Here is a 17,829-nt window from a genome sequence, read left to right as displayed (position 1 = left end):
CTAACAAACTCCTTTTTAGATAATTTATTTGCCGTATTAAATATTATTCTTTCTTCTAAAATATACCCAGATAGCACTTGCGACAATACATATGCTAGAAATAACAATCATTGTATACCAATACTTTGGTCTATATTGAATTACAATTTCTTTATTGTCTTTTGATACGGGCACACCTGTCATCATATAATTAACTTTAAATGGTTTTACTTTTTTCCCATCAATATATGCATGCATTCCCTTTCTATAAGGTGTGTTTATAGAGGCAATACCCTTTTTGTGTTGTCCTAAATGAACTTTAATACCATTTTTAATATTTTTATAATGATGATCAAAATCACTTGAATGATGTGCTTTGATTAGGTTTTGATAGTTTACCCCATGTAGTGCTTTGATATCTACTTCGTAATCGCCACCCGGGGCAAGATCAATATTTATATTATCATTTTTATCTGGCTGAGTTCTATACAATTGTGTATCAACCCCAGTACGATAAGTAGAGTTATTAAACAAACGACTGTTCACATACCCATTAACATTTACAGAAAAATTACTATCGGGACGCCCACGTTTAACGAATAGCGTTACATAGAAGTCTTTATAACGGGTGCTTAACTTTTTAGGAACATGAATTTGAATCCTGCCGTTTGATTTAGCAATGTGAATAAGGTGTTCTTTTTTATGATTGATATCATGATATGTGATGTCACTCTGATTGAGTAAATTCTCGGCTTTATGAGGATAAGATTGCCCGCGATGATTTATCACAACACCATCAATCATTGCATGTTCTCTATCTACAGGGTGTTTCAATTGCTTAGCATCATAAACTTTATCAGTAATCCGTACAGAAGGAAGGGTTAAAGTATTTTTATATATTTGGTATTGTCCATCACTTTTAATTTTTTTGAAATATCTCGGAATGTTATCTTGGTAATTTTTAATCATTAAATAGCGTACCGAAAATAAGCTTGCTATATTTTGTCGACCATTTGTTGATTGATATATACTTACAGATTCATTTTGCATATTAATTTTTAATGCATCGTAATAATAATCTAAGATATTATGATCAAAAATACTAGAGTATAAGCTCATACCTTTAAAATGCTGATACATAGGCGTATTATCTTGGTCATTTACTCTCCAATCTATACGCTCATCATCTCCTGTGTGTTGCTTCATTTTATTCACTAGGCGTTGTTGTAGGGGAGAGTCGTATAGGCTTTCAGTCGCGTAACGTACATTACCACGTCGAATGTGATCTTCATAGTATATTTGATTGCGTATAAATACAATAGAGACAAGTATTGATAATATCATGATAGATAAAATGAAAAATTGTGTTAAGTTGACGCGCACATAAGGTTCATTAACTAGTAAAATAAGCAATCCTATTAAACTTACCACTGGCACAAACCATATCCACTCGACAAAATCATCATAATACCATGCACTCATAAATACACAAGATAATCCAATTAATGTAGAAAAAATATAATTTTTTATGGATAATGTACGAAAATATTTTGTATATAGTGCGATTAATATTGCTGAGCTAAAAGCGATTAAATAATGCCAACGTTTTTGTGGTGCCGATAAACCATTAAATAACTGATCAATAAAAGGAAAGAAACTGGCGCAAATAGAAAATAAAGTAAGAAAAGCAAATAATTTATAATAATAGTGTTTGTATAATTTAAAAGATAAAAGAGCTTGAATGGTAATAAAAAGAATTACAATTAAATAATTATCAAAAAAAAGATTTGTATTTCGATTAAAGTGTTCTAAGAAATCTACATCGCCTTTAAATGAAACACGTCTATTGTTTAAATAACTTTCAATACCATGAAAAAATATAAACAAGCTACTACCTAAAGCGAGTAATGATGATAGCGAAAGTGTCAAAATAGCTTTTGCTCTTGGGATGATATCTTGCTTATGACGAAAAATAATGCGAATAATAAAATAAAGTAAACCGGTCAATAATTGGTAATAGGCAAAGTAGAAATTGTTAATTAATGATATGGTTACTACTATAATAAAAACACCAATTTTACCACTTTTAAAAAAACGTTCAATTGACCACAGTAATAGTGGCAACCAGATAAAAATATCACTAAAAAATGGCCAGTATACCGTAAACCTAAAGTATAAGGGCGAAATGACAAAGATAAACGCGGCAAGCATTGCTACTTTACGATTTAAAGATATATACTTTGCATAAATAAAAGTAGTAACCATTGCAAAGGTAGATTTAATGATGGAAATGATAAGCGCATTAGTCATCCAAAACATAACAGCGGAAGTATCCATAGGGATAAAAGCCTTAAGCATGACAATGATTAGGACGTTAAAAATAAATATGATATTAGTTGAAAAATAATAACTTAAATCTGTAAAAAAGTCACCGCCTAAACCAAAGTCAGAAGAGTAGAACCAATTACCATGACTCCAGTTATCATACAGGTACATTTGGATAGGGACCATTTGTTCCATCCCATCATTTGGTCCTGTGAATAAGACGCCATCATAAATGAATCTATATATAACATAACTGTGACCGATTATTGCGAGAAACATAAATAGTGATATGTAAAGAATCTTGCGCTTCATAAAAAGTATCTCCCATTATATGTAATAAATATAATCCTATTGTAACGATTTTTCTTTAAATAAGATAAAGATAACTATTGATTTATATTAAAACATACATATATTTAAAAAGCAGGTATTTGAAGAATTAATAAGTAATTATAATAACAAAAGTATTTTATTTATAAAGTATCAATTTTAATAAATGCAAGGTTAAGTATTTATAGATAATTGAGGTGCATTGTTGAATAATGTTGTAAAATTGTAGATAAGTCGATGATAGTGTGATTATTATATTTAAGTAGATATTGCTAACGTGTTATGATTTCATAGTCTGTTGTTAATTCACATAAGAATTAAGTAAATAAATATAAAATAATTGACGTTTCATAAATAAAAAATGAATTAAGAAAGGTGATATAAATGGTAATTCAATGGTATCCAGGTCATATGGCTAAAGCAAAAAGAGAGGTTTCCGAGCAATTAAAAAAAGTTGACGTGGTATTTGAACTTGTAGATGCACGTATTCCTTACAGTTCACGAAATCCTATGATTGATGAAGTCATTCAACGCAAACCACGCGTAGTTATATTAAATAAAAAAGATATGGCTAATTTAAAAGAATTAGAAAAATGGGAAGCATTTTTTAAAGATAAGGGATATTTCCCAGTATCAATTGATGCAAAACATGGTAAAGGGTTGAAGTTAGTAGAACAAGCTGCGATTAAAGCTACAAAAGAAAAATTCGAAAAAGAGAAAGCCAAAGGATTGAAGCCACGTGCAATTAGAGCAATGATAGTAGGCATTCCAAATGTTGGGAAATCAACACTTATTAATAAATTAGCAAATAAAGCAGTTACTAAAACAGGGAACACACCTGGTGTAACTAAACAACAACAATGGATTAAAGTAGGGACTTCATTACAATTACTTGATACTCCAGGTATTTTATGGCCGAAATTTGAAGATCAGTTAGTTGGTAAAAAATTAAGTATTACTGGAGCGATTAAGGACAGTATTGTTCATTTAGATGAGGTAGCCATATATGGCTTAGAATTTATGAAAGCACATGACTATGAAGGGCTAAAAAAACATTATGATGTTGATGTCTCTTTAGAAGCAGATAATATTGAGTGGTTTGATGCAATAGGTCGTCGAAGAGGTATGTTGAGACGTGGTAATGAAATAGATTATGAAGCAGTAATAGACTTAATTATTCATGAAGTGCGTAATGCTAAGATAGGCACATATACGTTTGATATCGTAAATGAAATGGAAGTGTAAGGGCACTATGAAGCCAACAATTAAAGACATAAAGGCTATGTTACAAACTATAGAAACCAAGGAAGAATTAGACAATCTAATTATTAATAATGATGAAAGAAAAGGCGTCCAAAGTGCGATTGTGAGTAGACGAAAAGAATTAGATAAGCAACAATTACTATTGGAAAATTATAAAGTAATGTCACGTTTTGAAAATGAAATATTGGCCCAAGATAGTGAATCCTTGATTTGTGGCATAGATGAAGTAGGACGTGGACCTTTGGCAGGACCTGTAGTAGCTTGTGCAGTAATTTTAAATGAAGACCATCATTTTACAGGGCTTAATGACTCAAAACAATTATCTGCTAGTAAAAGAGAAATTTTAGAGCGCCAATTATTAGCGGATGTTTATGCTTATGCGTATGGTTATGCCACGGTAGACGAAATTGATGAAATTAATATTTACGAAGCGACTAAGCTTGCTATGGAAAGAGCAATATCAGGATTAAGTGTTAAACCGACACACTTACTTATAGATGCAATGACATTAAATGTGGATATTCCGCAAACCTCAATAATTAAGGGTGATGCAAAAAGTATTTCAATTGCTGCAGCGAGTGTACTAGCTAAAGAACATAGAGATAGATATATGCGAAATTTAGCAGTTAAATGCCCAGGATATGGTTTTGAAAAAAACGTAGGGTATGGCACGCAACAGCATTTAGAAGGAATTAAAAAGCACGGCATTTTAAATGAACACAGAAAGACTTTTGAACCAATTAAATCGCTTAAAAGTTAATGTGTAAATTAAAAGAATTAAAAGAAGTGTACTTAATCAGTTTACAATAGCGCTTTCATTTCTTATAATTGATTATGAACTTAACCTAAGAAACAGGAGGATGGAGAATGAATATCCACGAGTATCAAGGTAAAGCAATATTTCGTTCTATGGGCGTTGCTGTCCCAGAAGGACGTGTAGCATTTACTGCTGAAGAAGCGGTAGAAAAAGCAAAAGAATTAAATTCAGATGTATATGTAGTGAAAGCTCAAATACACGCTGGGGGTAGAGGTAAAGCAGGCGGCGTTAAAATAGCTAAATCACTTTCTGAAGTTGAAACTTATGCAAATGAATTAATTGGTAAGACATTAGTAACGCATCAAACTGGCCCTGAAGGTAAAGAAATTAAACGCCTTTACATAGAAGAAGGCTGTGATATTCAAAAAGAATATTATGTTGGTTTTGTTATTGATCGTGCAACTGATAAAGTGACTTTGATGGCATCTGAAGAAGGTGGAACAGAAATCGAAGAGGTTGCTGCTCAAACACCTGAAAAGATTTTCAAAGAAACAATTGATCCAGTTGTCGGTTTAGCACCGTATCAAGCAAGAAGAATTGCTTTCAATATTAATATTCCTAAAGAATCAATTAATAAAGCAGCTAAGTTTTTAGTATCACTTTATAATGTATTCATTGAAAAAGATTGTTCAATCGTTGAAATTAATCCACTTGTTACTACAGGTGATGGTAACGTTTTAGCGTTAGATGCGAAATTGAATTTTGATGATAATGCATTATTCAGACATAAAGATATCCAAGAATTACGCGACTTAGAAGAAGAAGATCCAAAAGAAATCGAAGCTTCTAAGTATGATTTATCATATATTGCTTTAGATGGAGATATTGGTTGTATGGTTAATGGTGCTGGTTTAGCTATGGCAACTATGGATACGATTAATCACTTCGGTGGAAATCCCGCAAACTTCCTTGACGTAGGGGGCGGCGCAACTAAAGAGAAAGTCACAGAAGCATTTAAAATTATCTTAGGTGATGAGAATGTTAAAGGTATTTTTGTTAATATCTTTGGTGGCATCATGAAGTGTGACATTATTGCAGAAGGTATTGTGGCTGCAGTTAAAGAAGTAGAACTGACTTTACCACTTGTTGTTCGTTTAGAAGGTACAAATGTGGAAAAAGGTAAAGAAATTCTTAAGGAATCAGGATTAGCAATTGAACCAGCTGCAACTATGGCAGAAGGCGCACAAAAAATCGTAAAACTTGTTAAAGAAGCGTAAGGAAAGGATGGGAGCACTAAGATGAGCGTATTTATTGATAAAAATACAAAAGTAATTGTACAAGGTATCACAGGGTCAACTGCCCTTTTCCATACACAACAAATGCTTGAATATGGTACACAAATTGTTGCTGGGGTAACACCTGGTAAAGGTGGACAAGTTGTTGAAGGCGTGCCAGTATTCAACACTGTAGAAGAGGCTAAAGAAGAAACAGGTGCTACGGTATCTGTAATTTATGTACCTGCGCCATTTGCAGCAGATGCAATCTTGGAATGTATTGAAGCTGAGTTAGATTTAGCGATTTGTATTACAGAACATATTCCTGTTATTGATATGATTAAGGTTAAAAGTTATTCAGAAGGTAAGAAAACACGTGTTGTAGGACCGAACTGTCCAGGTGTTATTACTGCTGACGAATGTAAAATTGGAATTATGCCAGGATACATTCACAAAAAAGGTCATGTAGGTGTAGTATCTCGTTCAGGTACATTAACTTATGAAGCTGTACATCAATTAACTGAAGAAGGTATTGGCCAAACTACTGCTGTAGGTATTGGTGGAGATCCAGTTAATGGTACAAACTTTATAGATGTATTAAAAGAATTCAATGAAGACGATGAAACTAAAGCAGTAGTTATGATTGGAGAAATCGGCGGTACTGCTGAAGAAGAAGCGGCTGAATGGATTAAAGAAAATATGACAAAACCAGTAGTAGGTTTTGTTGGTGGTCAAACAGCACCTCCTGGTAAACGTATGGGCCATGCTGGTGCGATTATTTCAGGCGGTAAAGGTACTGCCGAAGAAAAAATTAAAACACTTAACAGTTGTGGTGTTAAGACAGCAGATACGCCGTCAGAAATTGGTACAACACTAATAGAAGCGGCTAAAGAAGCAGGCATTTACGAGCAATTATTAACTGTAAAACAATAATTTTTAGCATCTAGCAGCGCAAATTCCGAAAATATGTCGGAGTTTGCGCTATTTTAAGTGTATTTTTTATGAAAATCATGGAATAGGGTTAGCTTAAACCGTTAATGTTAGTTTACATATAGTAGAAAATCAGTTGCCAACATAGCTATCAAGCAATTATATATTGCTTTCAGTCAATCGTTTTAAATAGTTAGATGAATATTCGGTAGTGTAGAGTTACAATAACTACTATTCGATTAAATTTATAATTACTCTTTAAAACCGCATTAAATTTATACATAAAATGTTGTCTTAACGTAACTTTAAAATGCTTCTTAACCTTATATAATAAATGGTAAAAGGAGTTTTTTATGAAAGAATACCAATATTTAAAACTACGTTTTTCTGGATTGACTACACAGCAAATAAGACAACTTTTAAAAGGTTATCCTTATTTCTTAGAGTGTAATGAAATTGAACAACATTATTTACTCAAACAGTTTTTATCTATTTTGAATGTTAGACGTAAAACGCATATATATAATAAATTTTTAAATTACAATGTTGAACAAATTTTATTACAAATGCAACAGTGGCATGTCAATTATATACCGATTACACATCCCCATTACCCTCAATTACTACGGGAAATTTACGACCCTCCATATATTCTTTTCTACAAAGGAAACATATCTATATTACAATTGCCAAACACATTGGCAGTCATTGGTTCAAGAAATGCTACTCAATATACAGACAAAGCATTAAGCTATCTTTTTCCTTCATTTAAAAAAGTAAACATGACAATTGTTTCAGGTTTAGCTAAAGGTGCCGACTATAAAGCGCACCGATATGCGCTAAGTATGGATATGCCTTCTATTGCTGTGCTAGGTTTTGGACATTTATATCATTATCCTAAAGAAACACAAGGAATCAGAAATCAACTTGAAGTTGAGGGGCTAGTGATAAGCGAATACTTACCAAATCAAACGCCACAAAAATATTATTTTCCCGAACGAAATAGATTAATTAGTGGATTATCCAAAGGTATATTAATTACAGAATCTAAGTCAGTAAGTGGCACACGTATTACGACTCATTGCGCCTTGGAACAAAATAGAGAAGTATATGTTTTGCCAGGATCCATGTTTAATGAATTGACAAAGGGTAATTTATTGAGTGCACAAGAAGGTGCAAAAATCGTTTTGAGACCAAGTGATATTATAAATGACTTTCATTAAAAATATGTATATATACATAGAAAAATAAAATAAAAAAAGTGTGAGCACCAACATTGAGGGAATCATGATTGTATGTAATTAAGACACTGATAAATCATGAGGTGAAATGATAATGAAAATTAAAAACATTGACAAAAACAAAATACACCGTTTATCATTTATCTTTGTAATTAGAAATGCAAGGGGGTAACTACTTTGGCAGAAAATTTAGTCATAGTTGAATCGCCTGCAAAAGCTAAAACCATTGAAAAATATTTGGGTAAAAAATATAAAGTTATCGCATCGATGGGGCATGTTAGAGATTTGCCTCGTAGCCAAATGGGTGTAGATGTAGAAAATGATTATGAGCCAAAATATATTACGATACGCGGCAAAGGTCCAGTTGTAAAAGAACTTAAAAAACATGCTAAAAAAGCAAAAAAAGTTTTCTTAGCTAGTGACCCTGACCGTGAAGGTGAGGCAATTGCTTGGCATTTGGCGAACATATTAAATTTAGAAGATTCAACGGAAAATAGAGTAGTGTTTAATGAAATCACTAAAGAGGCAGTGAAAGATAGTTTTAAACATCCAAGAGGTATAGAGATGGATCTTGTTGATGCACAACAAGCGCGTCGTATGCTCGACCGTTTAGTAGGCTATAACATTTCGCCAGTCTTATGGAAAAAAGTTAAAAAAGGCTTGTCAGCAGGGCGTGTGCAATCTGTTGCATTAAGGCTAGTCATTGATCGTGAAAATGAAATTAGAAACTTTAAGCCTGAAGAATATTGGAAATTAGAAGGTGAGTTTAGATATAAAAAATCAAAATTCAATGCTAAATTCCTTCATTTAAAAAACAAACCGTATAAATTAACTAAAAAAGAAGATGTTGATAAAATCACAACACAGTTAGATGGGGATCAATTTGAAATAACTAAGGTAGCGAAGAAAGAAAAAACACGCTATCCTGCTAATCCCTTTACGACATCTACTTTACAACAGGAAGCAGCACGTAAGTTGAATTTCAAAGCACGTAAAACCATGATGTTGGCACAACAATTGTATGAAGGTATTGATTTAAAAAGACAAGGTACTGTTGGCTTAATCACTTATATGCGTACTGACTCAACGAGAATTTCAGATCAAGCTAAATCAGAAGCTAAAGGTTATATACAAGAGACTTATGGTGAAAATTATACGTCTAATCGTAAAGCTAAAGGTCAGGGCGATCAAGATGCCCATGAAGCCATTAGACCTTCAAGTACATTACGTACACCAAATGAAATGAAAGATTATCTTACACGTGATCAACACAGATTATACAAACTCATTTGGGAACGCTTTGTAGCAAGTCAAATGGCACCTGCAATCTTAGATACTGTTGCTTTAGATTTAACTCAAAATGACATTAAGTTCCGTGCCAACGGACAAACAATTAAATTTAAAGGTTTTATGACATTATATGTTGAAACGAAAGATGATAGTGAAGGCGGTAATGAAAATAAATTGCCTAATGTTGAGGAAGGTGAAATGGTTACTGCGACGAACATAGAATCATCTCAACATTACACTCAGCCACCACCACGCTTTACTGAAGCGCGATTGGTTAAAACAATGGAAGAGTTAAAAATTGGACGTCCGTCTACTTATGCACCAACAATTGACACAATCCAAAAGAGAAACTATGTTAAAAATGAAAGTAAGCGTTTTGTGCCTACTGAATTAGGTGAAATCGTGCACGAACAGGTGAAAGATTATTTCCCAGAAATCATCGATGTTGATTTTACTGTGAATATGGAAACGTTACTAGATAAAGTGGCTGACGGTGAAATTGGTTGGAAAAAAGTAATTTCTGATTTTTATAATAGTTTTAAACAAGATGTTGAACGTGCAGAAGAAGAAATGGAAAAAATTGAAATTAAAGACGAGCCCGCCGGAGAAGATTGTGAAATTTGCGGGTCTCCGATGGTTATTAAAATGGGACGCTATGGTAAATTTATGGCGTGTTCAAACTTCCCTGATTGCCGTAATACAAAAGCGATTATCAAAACGATTGGCGTGACATGCTCGAAATGTAAAGAAGGCGATGTCGTTGAACGTAAATCTAAAAAGAATCGTATTTTCTATGGTTGCTCAAAATATCCAGAATGTGATTTTGTTACATGGGATAAACCGATAGGTCGTGATTGTCCTAAATGTGATCATTACTTAGCTGAGAAGAAACAAGGCCGTAAAAGTCAGGTTGTTTGTTCAAATTGTGAATACAAAGAAGAAGAACAAAAGTAATAATATCGACTAAATAGCTGAATAATATATTTTAGCAATTATAAAGTTTTAATAGTTATACGAGCAACTTACGACATATATTTATAATGTAAATGACTGTATTTATGATTATGGTATTTTGTTGTAGTTGCTATTTTTAATGTATAGGAGGAAATAAAATGACTCAAACTGTCAATGTAGTAGGTGCTGGATTAGCTGGTTCTGAAGCTGCATATCAATTAGCTCAAAGAGGTATAAAAGTAAATTTATTCGAAATGAGGCCTGTAAAACAAACGCCTGCGCATCATACGGATCAATTTGCAGAACTCGTATGTTCTAACTCTTTACGTGGTAATGCTTTAACAAATGCAGTAGGTGTATTGAAGGAAGAAATGAGACGTTTGGATTCACTTATTATAAGTGCGGCAGACAAAGCTAGAGTACCAGCAGGGGGAGCGCTAGCGGTCGATCGTCATGATTTTGCTGGACATGTAACTCAAACTCTAAAGAATCATCCGAATATAACTGTAGTAAATGAAGAAATCAATAGTATTCCTGAAGGACAAACAATTATTGCGACAGGACCATTAACGACAACGAACTTAGCAAATGAAATAGTTGAAGCTACAGGAAAAGATCAATTATATTTTTATGATGCAGCAGCACCAATTATTGAAAAAGAAAGTATAGATATGGATAAAGTATACTTGAAATCTCGTTATGATAAAGGAGAAGCAGCATATTTAAATTGTCCTATGACTGAAGAAGAATTCAATGCGTTTTATGATGCGGTACTAGAAGCAGAAGTGGCTCCGGTCAATGAATTTGAGAAAGAAAAATACTTTGAGGGATGTATGCCGTTCGAAGTTATGGCTGAACGTGGTCGCAAAACCTTGTTATTTGGACCAATGAAGCCAGTAGGACTAGAAGACCCTAAAACAGGAAAACGTCCATTTGCAGTTGTCCAATTAAGACAAGATGATGCAGCAGGTACACTTTATAATATTGTAGGATTTCAAACGCACCTGAAATGGGGCGCTCAAAAAGATGTCATTCGTCTTATCCCAGGCTTAGAAAATGTAGAAATTGTTAGATATGGTGTGATGCATAGAAATACATTTATTAATTCACCAGATGTGTTATCAGAAACATATCAACTTAAAGGTAGAGAAGAGTTATACTTTGCTGGTCAAATGACTGGGGTTGAAGGATATGTTGAAAGTGCAGCAAGTGGTTTAGTGTCTGGTATTAATTTAGCGCATAAATTAAAAGATAAAGGGGAAGTTATATTCCCTAGAGAAACTATGATAGGCAGTATGGCATATTATATTTCTCATGCTAAGAACGAAAAGAATTTCCAACCTATGAATGCTAATTTCGGGTTGTTACCAACTTTAGAGCATCGTATTAAAGATAAAAAAGAAAGATATGAAACTTTAGCGAACCGTGCATTGTCTTATTTAGATAATTATAAACAAACACTATAAAAGTTTGATAGATTTACGTGATTTCCGAAAATTTTGAAAATTTGACACAATTAAATAGTTATTTTTAGCAGTCCCCTCCCACAATATGCTACAATTCTTATTGATGGAGGGGTTTTTATTGGAAGAAATCCAGCAGGCATACTTATATATGTTAAAAGTTGAAAAACAATTTTCAGAACATACTTTGAAGTCATATCATGATGATTTAGAACAATTCAATGCGTTTTTAAGTCAAGAATATTTAGAGTTATCTGCATTCGAATATAAAGATGCAAGAAATTATTTGAGTTTTTTATATTCAAAAAGCTTGAAAAGAACTTCTGTTTCCCGTAAAATTTCTACGCTGAGAAGTTTTTACGAATATTGGATGACTCAAGATGAACAAATTATCAATCCATTCATTCAACTCGTACATCCCAAGAAAGAACAATATTTGCCACATTTTTTCTATGAAGAAGAAATGGAAGCATTATTTGATACTGTTGAAAAAGACCCCAAAAAAGGATTGAGAGACAGAGTGATTTTAGAATTACTTTATGCAACAGGCATAAGGGTCTCAGAATTAGTTCATATAAAAGAGCAGGATTTAGATATGAATTTACCTGGAGTGAAAGTACTGGGTAAAGGTGGAAAAGAGCGGTTTATCCCATTTGGTGAGTTTTGTAGGCAAAGCATTGAACGTTATATAGAGTCATTTAAACCAAAAATGAATAAAGTACATTCGTATTTACTAGTGAATATGAATGGAGCACCAATTACAGAGCGGGGTGTTCGTTATGTGTTGAATGATGTCGTAAAACGAACAGCTGGCGTCACAGATATTCACCCACATAAACTACGACATACATTTGCGACACATATGCTTAATCAAGGAGCAGATTTACGCACCGTACAATCATTGCTAGGTCATGTGAATTTATCGACGACAGGCCGTTATACACATGTGACTAATGATCAGCTAAGAAAAGTATATTTAAATGCACATCCTCGTGCAAAAAAGGAGAATTGAATTATGAGTACATCTATTCATGCGACGACGATTTATGCAGTTCAGCATAATGGCCATTCAGCAATGGCAGGAGATGGACAAGTTACGCTTGGTGAGCAAGTGATTATGAAAAAGACCGCACGAAAAGTAAGACGTTTATATAACGATAAAGTTTTAGCGGGATTTGCTGGGAGTGTGGCAGATGCCTTTACATTATTTGAAAAATTCGAAACTAAATTACAACAATTCGGGGGGAATTTGGAAAGAGCTGCTGTAGAGCTAGCACAAGAATGGAGAGGTGACAAACAACTTCGTCAATTGGAAGCTATGCTTATTGTGATGGATAAAGATTCTATCCTTGTTGTGAGTGGTACAGGTGAAGTTATCGCTCCAGACGATGATTTGATAGCTATTGGTTCGGGTGGTAATTATGCGTTGAGTGCAGGTAGAGCATTGAAGCGTCATGCTACAAATTTAACTGCCAAAGAGATGGCGTATGAAAGTTTAAAAGTAGCTTCAGATATTTGTGTATTTACAAATGACCAAATTGTGGTTGAAGAATTATAAATAAAGTAAGAAAAAACGTATAATTTTTAAATATTAGGATATAGTAAAAACAATTCATAAATGTAATTACAAATTTGGTTACTAATGTTTAGAATGACAGAAATTATAATTACGGAGGTAATTTATATTATGGAGTCAAATGGTATTAAATTAACACCAAAAGATATCGTTTCAAAATTGAATGAATATATCGTTGGGCAGGATGACGCAAAACGTAAAGTAGCCATTGCATTAAGAAATAGATATAGAAGAAGTTTGCTAATCGAAGAAGAAAAAAAAGAGATTGCACCTAAAAATATTTTGATGATTGGTCCAACTGGTGTCGGCAAAACAGAAATTGCACGACGTATGGCTAGAGTAGTGGGCGCACCTTTTATTAAAGTTGAGGCAACTAAGTTTACTGAAGTGGGTTATGTAGGACGCGATGTTGAAAGTATGGTCAGAGATTTAGTAGATGTATCCGTAAGGTTAGTGAAAGAGCAAAAGAAAGCGCTAGTTGAAGACGAAGCAAAAGATAAAGCAAATGAAAAACTAGTGAAACTTTTAGTTCCGAGCATGAAGAAAAAAGCTACCCAAAATAATAATAACAATCCTTTAGAGTCGTTGTTCGGCGGTTCGATGCCAAACTTTGGACAAAATAATGACGAAGAGGAAGAAGCACCAACTGAAGATGTTAAGACCAAACGTTCTGAAATCAAACAACAGTTATTAAAAGGTGAATTAGAAGATGAAAAAGTACGTTTGAAAGTAGAACAAGACCCAGGCGCTATGGGAATGTTAGGGACAAATCAAAATCAACAAATGCAAGATATGATGAGTCAACTGTTACCTAAGAAGAAAGTTGAAAGAGAAGTCCCAGTTAAAACAGCACGTAAAATATTAACAGATGAATTCGCTGATGAATTAATTGATCAAGAGTCTGCAAACCAAGAAGCGATAGACCTTGCTGAGCAAATGGGCATTATATTTATTGATGAAATTGATAAAGTGGCAACGAATAACCAAAATTCAGGTCAAGATGTCTCTAGACAAGGTGTACAGAGGGACATTTTACCGATTCTTGAAGGTAGCATGATTCAAACCAAATATGGTACTGTTAGTACTGAACATATGCTGTTTATTGGTGCTGGAGCGTTCCACGTGGCTAAACCAAGTGATTTAATTCCTGAGTTACAAGGTCGTTTCCCAATTCGTGTTGAATTAGAAAGTCTTTCAATAGAAGATTTTGTACGAATCCTGACTGAGCCTAAATTATCACTTATCAAACAATATGAGGCGTTACTTAAAACTGAGCAAGTCACAGTCAACTTTACCGATGAGGCAATTAAACGTTTGGCTGAAATTGCGTTTCAGGTAAACCAAGATACTGATAATATTGGTGCACGTCGATTGCATACGATTTTAGAAAAAATGCTTGAAGATTTATCATTCGAAGCGCCGAGTATGCCACATGCGGTTGTAGATATTACGCCACAATATGTTGATGATAAATTGAAAACCATTTCAACAAACAAAGATTTAAGTGCGTTTATTTTATAATATAAATGAAAAAGGAGAAGGAATATGAGCTTATTATCGAGAACGAGAGAATTAAATACACTTTTGCAAAAGCATAAAGGCATAGCAGTAGATTTTAAAGATATGGCACAAACGATAAGCAGTGTAACTGTAACAAACGTGTTTATTGTTTCAAGAAAGGGTAAAATCTTAGGTTCTAGCTTGAATGAACTACTAAAAAATGAGCGTATTATTCAAATGCTAGAAAATCGTCATATCCCAACAGAATATACAGATAAATTAATGGATGTAAGAGAAACACAATCAAATGTTAATATTGAAAATGTATTAACGGTATTCCCACCTGAAAACAAAGATTTATTTAAAGATAGTAGAACAACTATCTTCCCAATCTTAGGTGGTGGAGAAAGATTAGGTACACTTGTACTAGGACGTGTCCAAGACGATTTCTCTGAAAATGACCTTGTACTTGGTGAATATGCGGCAACAGTCATTGGTATGGAAATTTTACGTGAGAAACATAATGAAGTAGAACAAGAAGCGAGAGATAAAGCAGCAATTAGTATGGCAATTAATTCATTATCATATTCAGAAAGTGAAGCAATTGAACATATCTTTGAAGAATTAGGTGGCAAAGAAGGCTTGCTTATCGCTTCAAAAGTTGCAGATAGAGTTGGCATTACACGTTCAGTAATCGTAAATGCTTTACGTAAACTTGAAAGCGCGGGTGTTATTGAATCACGTTCACTTGGTATGAAAGGTACATTTATCAAAGTGAAAAAAGAAAAATTCTTAGATGAATTAGATAGAATTAAGTAATATAAATAAATTAAAACGTTGAGCGAATACTATATATAAAAGAACGACTGAAGCGTGTTGTTTAGTCGTTCTTTAAATATGTGGAAATCAAACGCAAAACTATTGATTTATAAGAGTGAATATGATATATTTATTCACGGCTATTAAGCCAATACACACATAAAAAGTGAAAGTATGAAGGGTGCGATAGTGTTTTATCGTGTTTGTACGAGCTTTTTGTGGAGGTAATTAACCAATAGGAGGAATTTTATTATGGCAGTAATTTCAATGAAACAATTGCTAGAAGCAGGTGTTCACTTCGGTCACCAAACACGCCGTTGGAACCCAAAAATGAAAAGATACATTTTCACTGAAAGAAACGGTATCTATATTATCGATTTACAAAAAACAGTGAAAAAAGTAGAAGAAGCTTATAACTTCATTAAACAAGTATCAGAAGATGGTGGAAAAGTTTTATTCGTTGGTACGAAAAAACAAGCACAAGATTCAGTTAAAGCTGAAGCAGAACGTGCTGGTCAATTCTATGTTAACCAAAGATGGTTAGGTGGAATCTTAACTAACTATAAAACAATTTCTAAACGTATCAAACGCATCTCTGAAATTGAAAAAATGGAAGAAGATGGCTTGTTCGAAGTATTACCTAAAAAAGAAGTTGTAGAACTTAAAAAAGAATACGACCGTTTAATTAAATTCTTAGGCGGAATTCGTGATATGAAATCAATGCCTCAAGCATTATTTGTAGTTGATCCTCGTAAAGAGCGCAACGCAATTGCTGAAGCACGTAAATTACACATCCCTATCGTAGGTATCGTGGATACAAACTGTGATCCTGATGAAATTGATTACGTTATCCCGGCTAACGATGATGCTATTCGTGCCGTTAAATTATTAACTGGTAAAATGGCAGATGCAATCTTAGAAGGTCAACAAGGTGTATCAAATGAAGAAGTAGCAGCAGAACAAAACATTGATTTAAAAGAATCAACTGAAGCTACTGAAGCAGAAACAACTGAAGAAAACACTTCTGTTGAATCAAACTAAGAATAATGTAAAATGGGTGATAAGGTAAATAGGCTTATCACCTTTTTTTTAAGATAAATTTATTAAAATTCATTAAATGATGGAGGAATATAAAATGGCAATTTCAGCTAAACTTGTAAAAGAATTACGTGAAAAAACTGGTGCAGGCATGATGGACTGTAAAAAAGCGCTAACAGAAACTGATGGTGACATCGATCAAGCGATAGACTACTTACGTGAAAAAGGTATCGCAAAAGCGGATAAAAAATCAGACCGTATTGCAGCAGAAGGTCTTGTACATGTTGAAGAAAAAGGTAATGAAGCAGCAATCGTAGAAATTAACTCAGAAACAGATTTCGTTGCTCGTAACGAAGGTTTCCAAGAATTAGTTAAAGAAGTTGCTATCCAAGTATTAGATACTAAAGCTGAAACAGTAGAAGCGTTATTAGAAACTACTTTACCAAATGGTAAAACAGTTGACCAACGCATCAAAGAAGCTATCTCTACAATTGGTGAAAAATTAAGCGTACGTCGTTTCGAAGTTAGAACTAAAACTGATAACGATGCTTTTGGTTCTTATTTACACATGGGTGGACGCATCGGTGTTTTAACTGTAGTTGAAGGTTCAACTGACTCAGAAGCTGCTAAAGATGTAGCTATGCACATTGCTGCGATTAACCCTAAATACGTTTCATCAGAGCAAGTTAGTGAAGATGAAATCGCACACGAAAGAGAAGTTTTAAAACAACAAGCTTTAAATGAAGGCAAACCAGAAAATATTGTTGAAAAAATGGTAGAAGGCCGTTTACGTAAATATCTACAAGAAATCTGTGCCGTTGACCAAAACTTTGTAAAAGATCCAGACCAAACAGTAGAAGCTTTCTTAAAATCAAAAGGTGGCAAACTTGTTGACTTCGTACGTTTCGAAGTAGGCGAAGGTATGGAAAAACGTGAAGAAAACTTTGCGGATGAAGTAAAAGGACAAATGAAATAATTTTTCATAGTTAGATCAAGGAAGAAGACACCTTTTGTGCTCCGTATGAAAGATTTACTTTTGTATTGGAAGACCTATTGTGTCTTCTTTACTTGTATCAATTACATATTTTTA

General features: G+C 33.6%; 14 protein-coding genes. 13 read left to right on the top strand and 1 reads right to left on the bottom strand.

The features are described 5' to 3' along the window. Positions 1-36: 36 nt before the first annotated feature. Positions 37-2,616 (bottom strand): YfhO family protein, encoded by a 2,580-nt coding sequence (locus PYW31_RS08225; protein ID WP_046836237.1) that lies wholly within the window; start codon positions 2,614-2,616, stop codon positions 37-39. A gap of 402 nt (positions 2,617-3,018) precedes the next feature. Between PYW31_RS08225 and ylqF the strand changes: the two genes are divergently transcribed. From ylqF to tsf, 13 genes are all read left to right on the top strand, one after another. After that, positions 3,019-3,879: a ribosome biogenesis GTPase YlqF gene (gene ylqF / locus PYW31_RS08220; RefSeq protein WP_046836238.1), complete on the top strand. Its 861-nt coding sequence runs from the start codon at positions 3,019-3,021 to the stop codon at positions 3,877-3,879. A gap of 7 nt (positions 3,880-3,886) precedes the next feature. Further along, entirely contained in the window at positions 3,887-4,657 is a 771-nt protein-coding gene (locus PYW31_RS08215; RefSeq protein WP_046836239.1) for a ribonuclease HII, read from the top strand. 107 nt (positions 4,658-4,764) lie between these two features. Then, positions 4,765-5,931, top strand: coding sequence for an ADP-forming succinate--CoA ligase subunit beta (gene sucC, locus PYW31_RS08210; protein WP_046836240.1), 1,167 nt, complete (start codon positions 4,765-4,767; stop codon positions 5,929-5,931). Positions 5,932-5,952: 21 nt separating this feature from the next. Next, positions 5,953-6,861 carry a succinate--CoA ligase subunit alpha gene (sucD, locus tag PYW31_RS08205; protein ID WP_046836241.1) on the top strand — a complete coding sequence of 303 codons (909 nt, stop codon included), beginning with the start codon at positions 5,953-5,955 and terminating at the stop codon, positions 6,859-6,861. Positions 6,862-7,211: 350 nt separating this feature from the next. Continuing rightward, entirely contained in the window at positions 7,212-8,081 is an 870-nt protein-coding gene (gene dprA, locus PYW31_RS08200; protein WP_046836242.1) for a DNA-processing protein DprA, read from the top strand. A 195-nt stretch (positions 8,082-8,276) separates the two neighbouring features. Further along, on the top strand, positions 8,277-10,343 hold the full coding sequence (topA, locus tag PYW31_RS08195) for a type I DNA topoisomerase (RefSeq protein ID WP_046836243.1): 2,067 nt from the start codon (positions 8,277-8,279) through the stop codon (positions 10,341-10,343). A 158-nt stretch (positions 10,344-10,501) separates the two neighbouring features. Next, positions 10,502-11,809 (top strand): methylenetetrahydrofolate--tRNA-(uracil(54)-C(5))-methyltransferase (FADH(2)-oxidizing) TrmFO, encoded by a 1,308-nt coding sequence (trmFO, locus tag PYW31_RS08190; RefSeq protein WP_046836244.1) that lies wholly within the window; start codon positions 10,502-10,504, stop codon positions 11,807-11,809. 118 nt (positions 11,810-11,927) lie between these two features. Continuing rightward, positions 11,928-12,818: a tyrosine recombinase XerC gene (xerC, locus tag PYW31_RS08185; RefSeq protein WP_046836245.1), complete on the top strand. Its 891-nt coding sequence runs from the start codon at positions 11,928-11,930 to the stop codon at positions 12,816-12,818. 3 nt (positions 12,819-12,821) lie between these two features. Further along, on the top strand, positions 12,822-13,364 hold the full coding sequence (gene hslV, locus PYW31_RS08180) for an ATP-dependent protease subunit HslV (protein ID WP_046836246.1): 543 nt from the start codon (positions 12,822-12,824) through the stop codon (positions 13,362-13,364). A gap of 129 nt (positions 13,365-13,493) precedes the next feature. Beyond that, positions 13,494-14,903: an ATP-dependent protease ATPase subunit HslU gene (gene hslU, locus PYW31_RS08175; RefSeq protein WP_046836247.1), complete on the top strand. Its 1,410-nt coding sequence runs from the start codon at positions 13,494-13,496 to the stop codon at positions 14,901-14,903. A 24-nt stretch (positions 14,904-14,927) separates the two neighbouring features. Next, the gene (gene codY / locus PYW31_RS08170) at positions 14,928-15,701 is read left to right on the top strand and encodes a GTP-sensing pleiotropic transcriptional regulator CodY (protein WP_046836248.1); all 774 of its coding nucleotides are present in this window, start codon (positions 14,928-14,930) and stop codon (positions 15,699-15,701) included. Between the two features lie 252 nt (positions 15,702-15,953). Further along, positions 15,954-16,742 (top strand): 30S ribosomal protein S2, encoded by a 789-nt coding sequence (gene rpsB, locus PYW31_RS08165; protein ID WP_046836249.1) that lies wholly within the window; start codon positions 15,954-15,956, stop codon positions 16,740-16,742. A 94-nt stretch (positions 16,743-16,836) separates the two neighbouring features. Further along, positions 16,837-17,715 carry a translation elongation factor Ts gene (gene tsf, locus PYW31_RS08160; RefSeq protein WP_046836250.1) on the top strand — a complete coding sequence of 293 codons (879 nt, stop codon included), beginning with the start codon at positions 16,837-16,839 and terminating at the stop codon, positions 17,713-17,715. The last annotated feature ends 114 nt before the right edge of the window (positions 17,716-17,829 follow it).

Origin of the sequence: Staphylococcus succinus, from assembly GCF_029024945.1 — a bacterium.
GTDB lineage: Bacteria > Bacillota > Bacilli > Staphylococcales > Staphylococcaceae > Staphylococcus > Staphylococcus succinus.
Note: the sequence above shows the minus strand (reverse complement) of the source record. Positions and strands in the feature narration are given on the sequence as shown.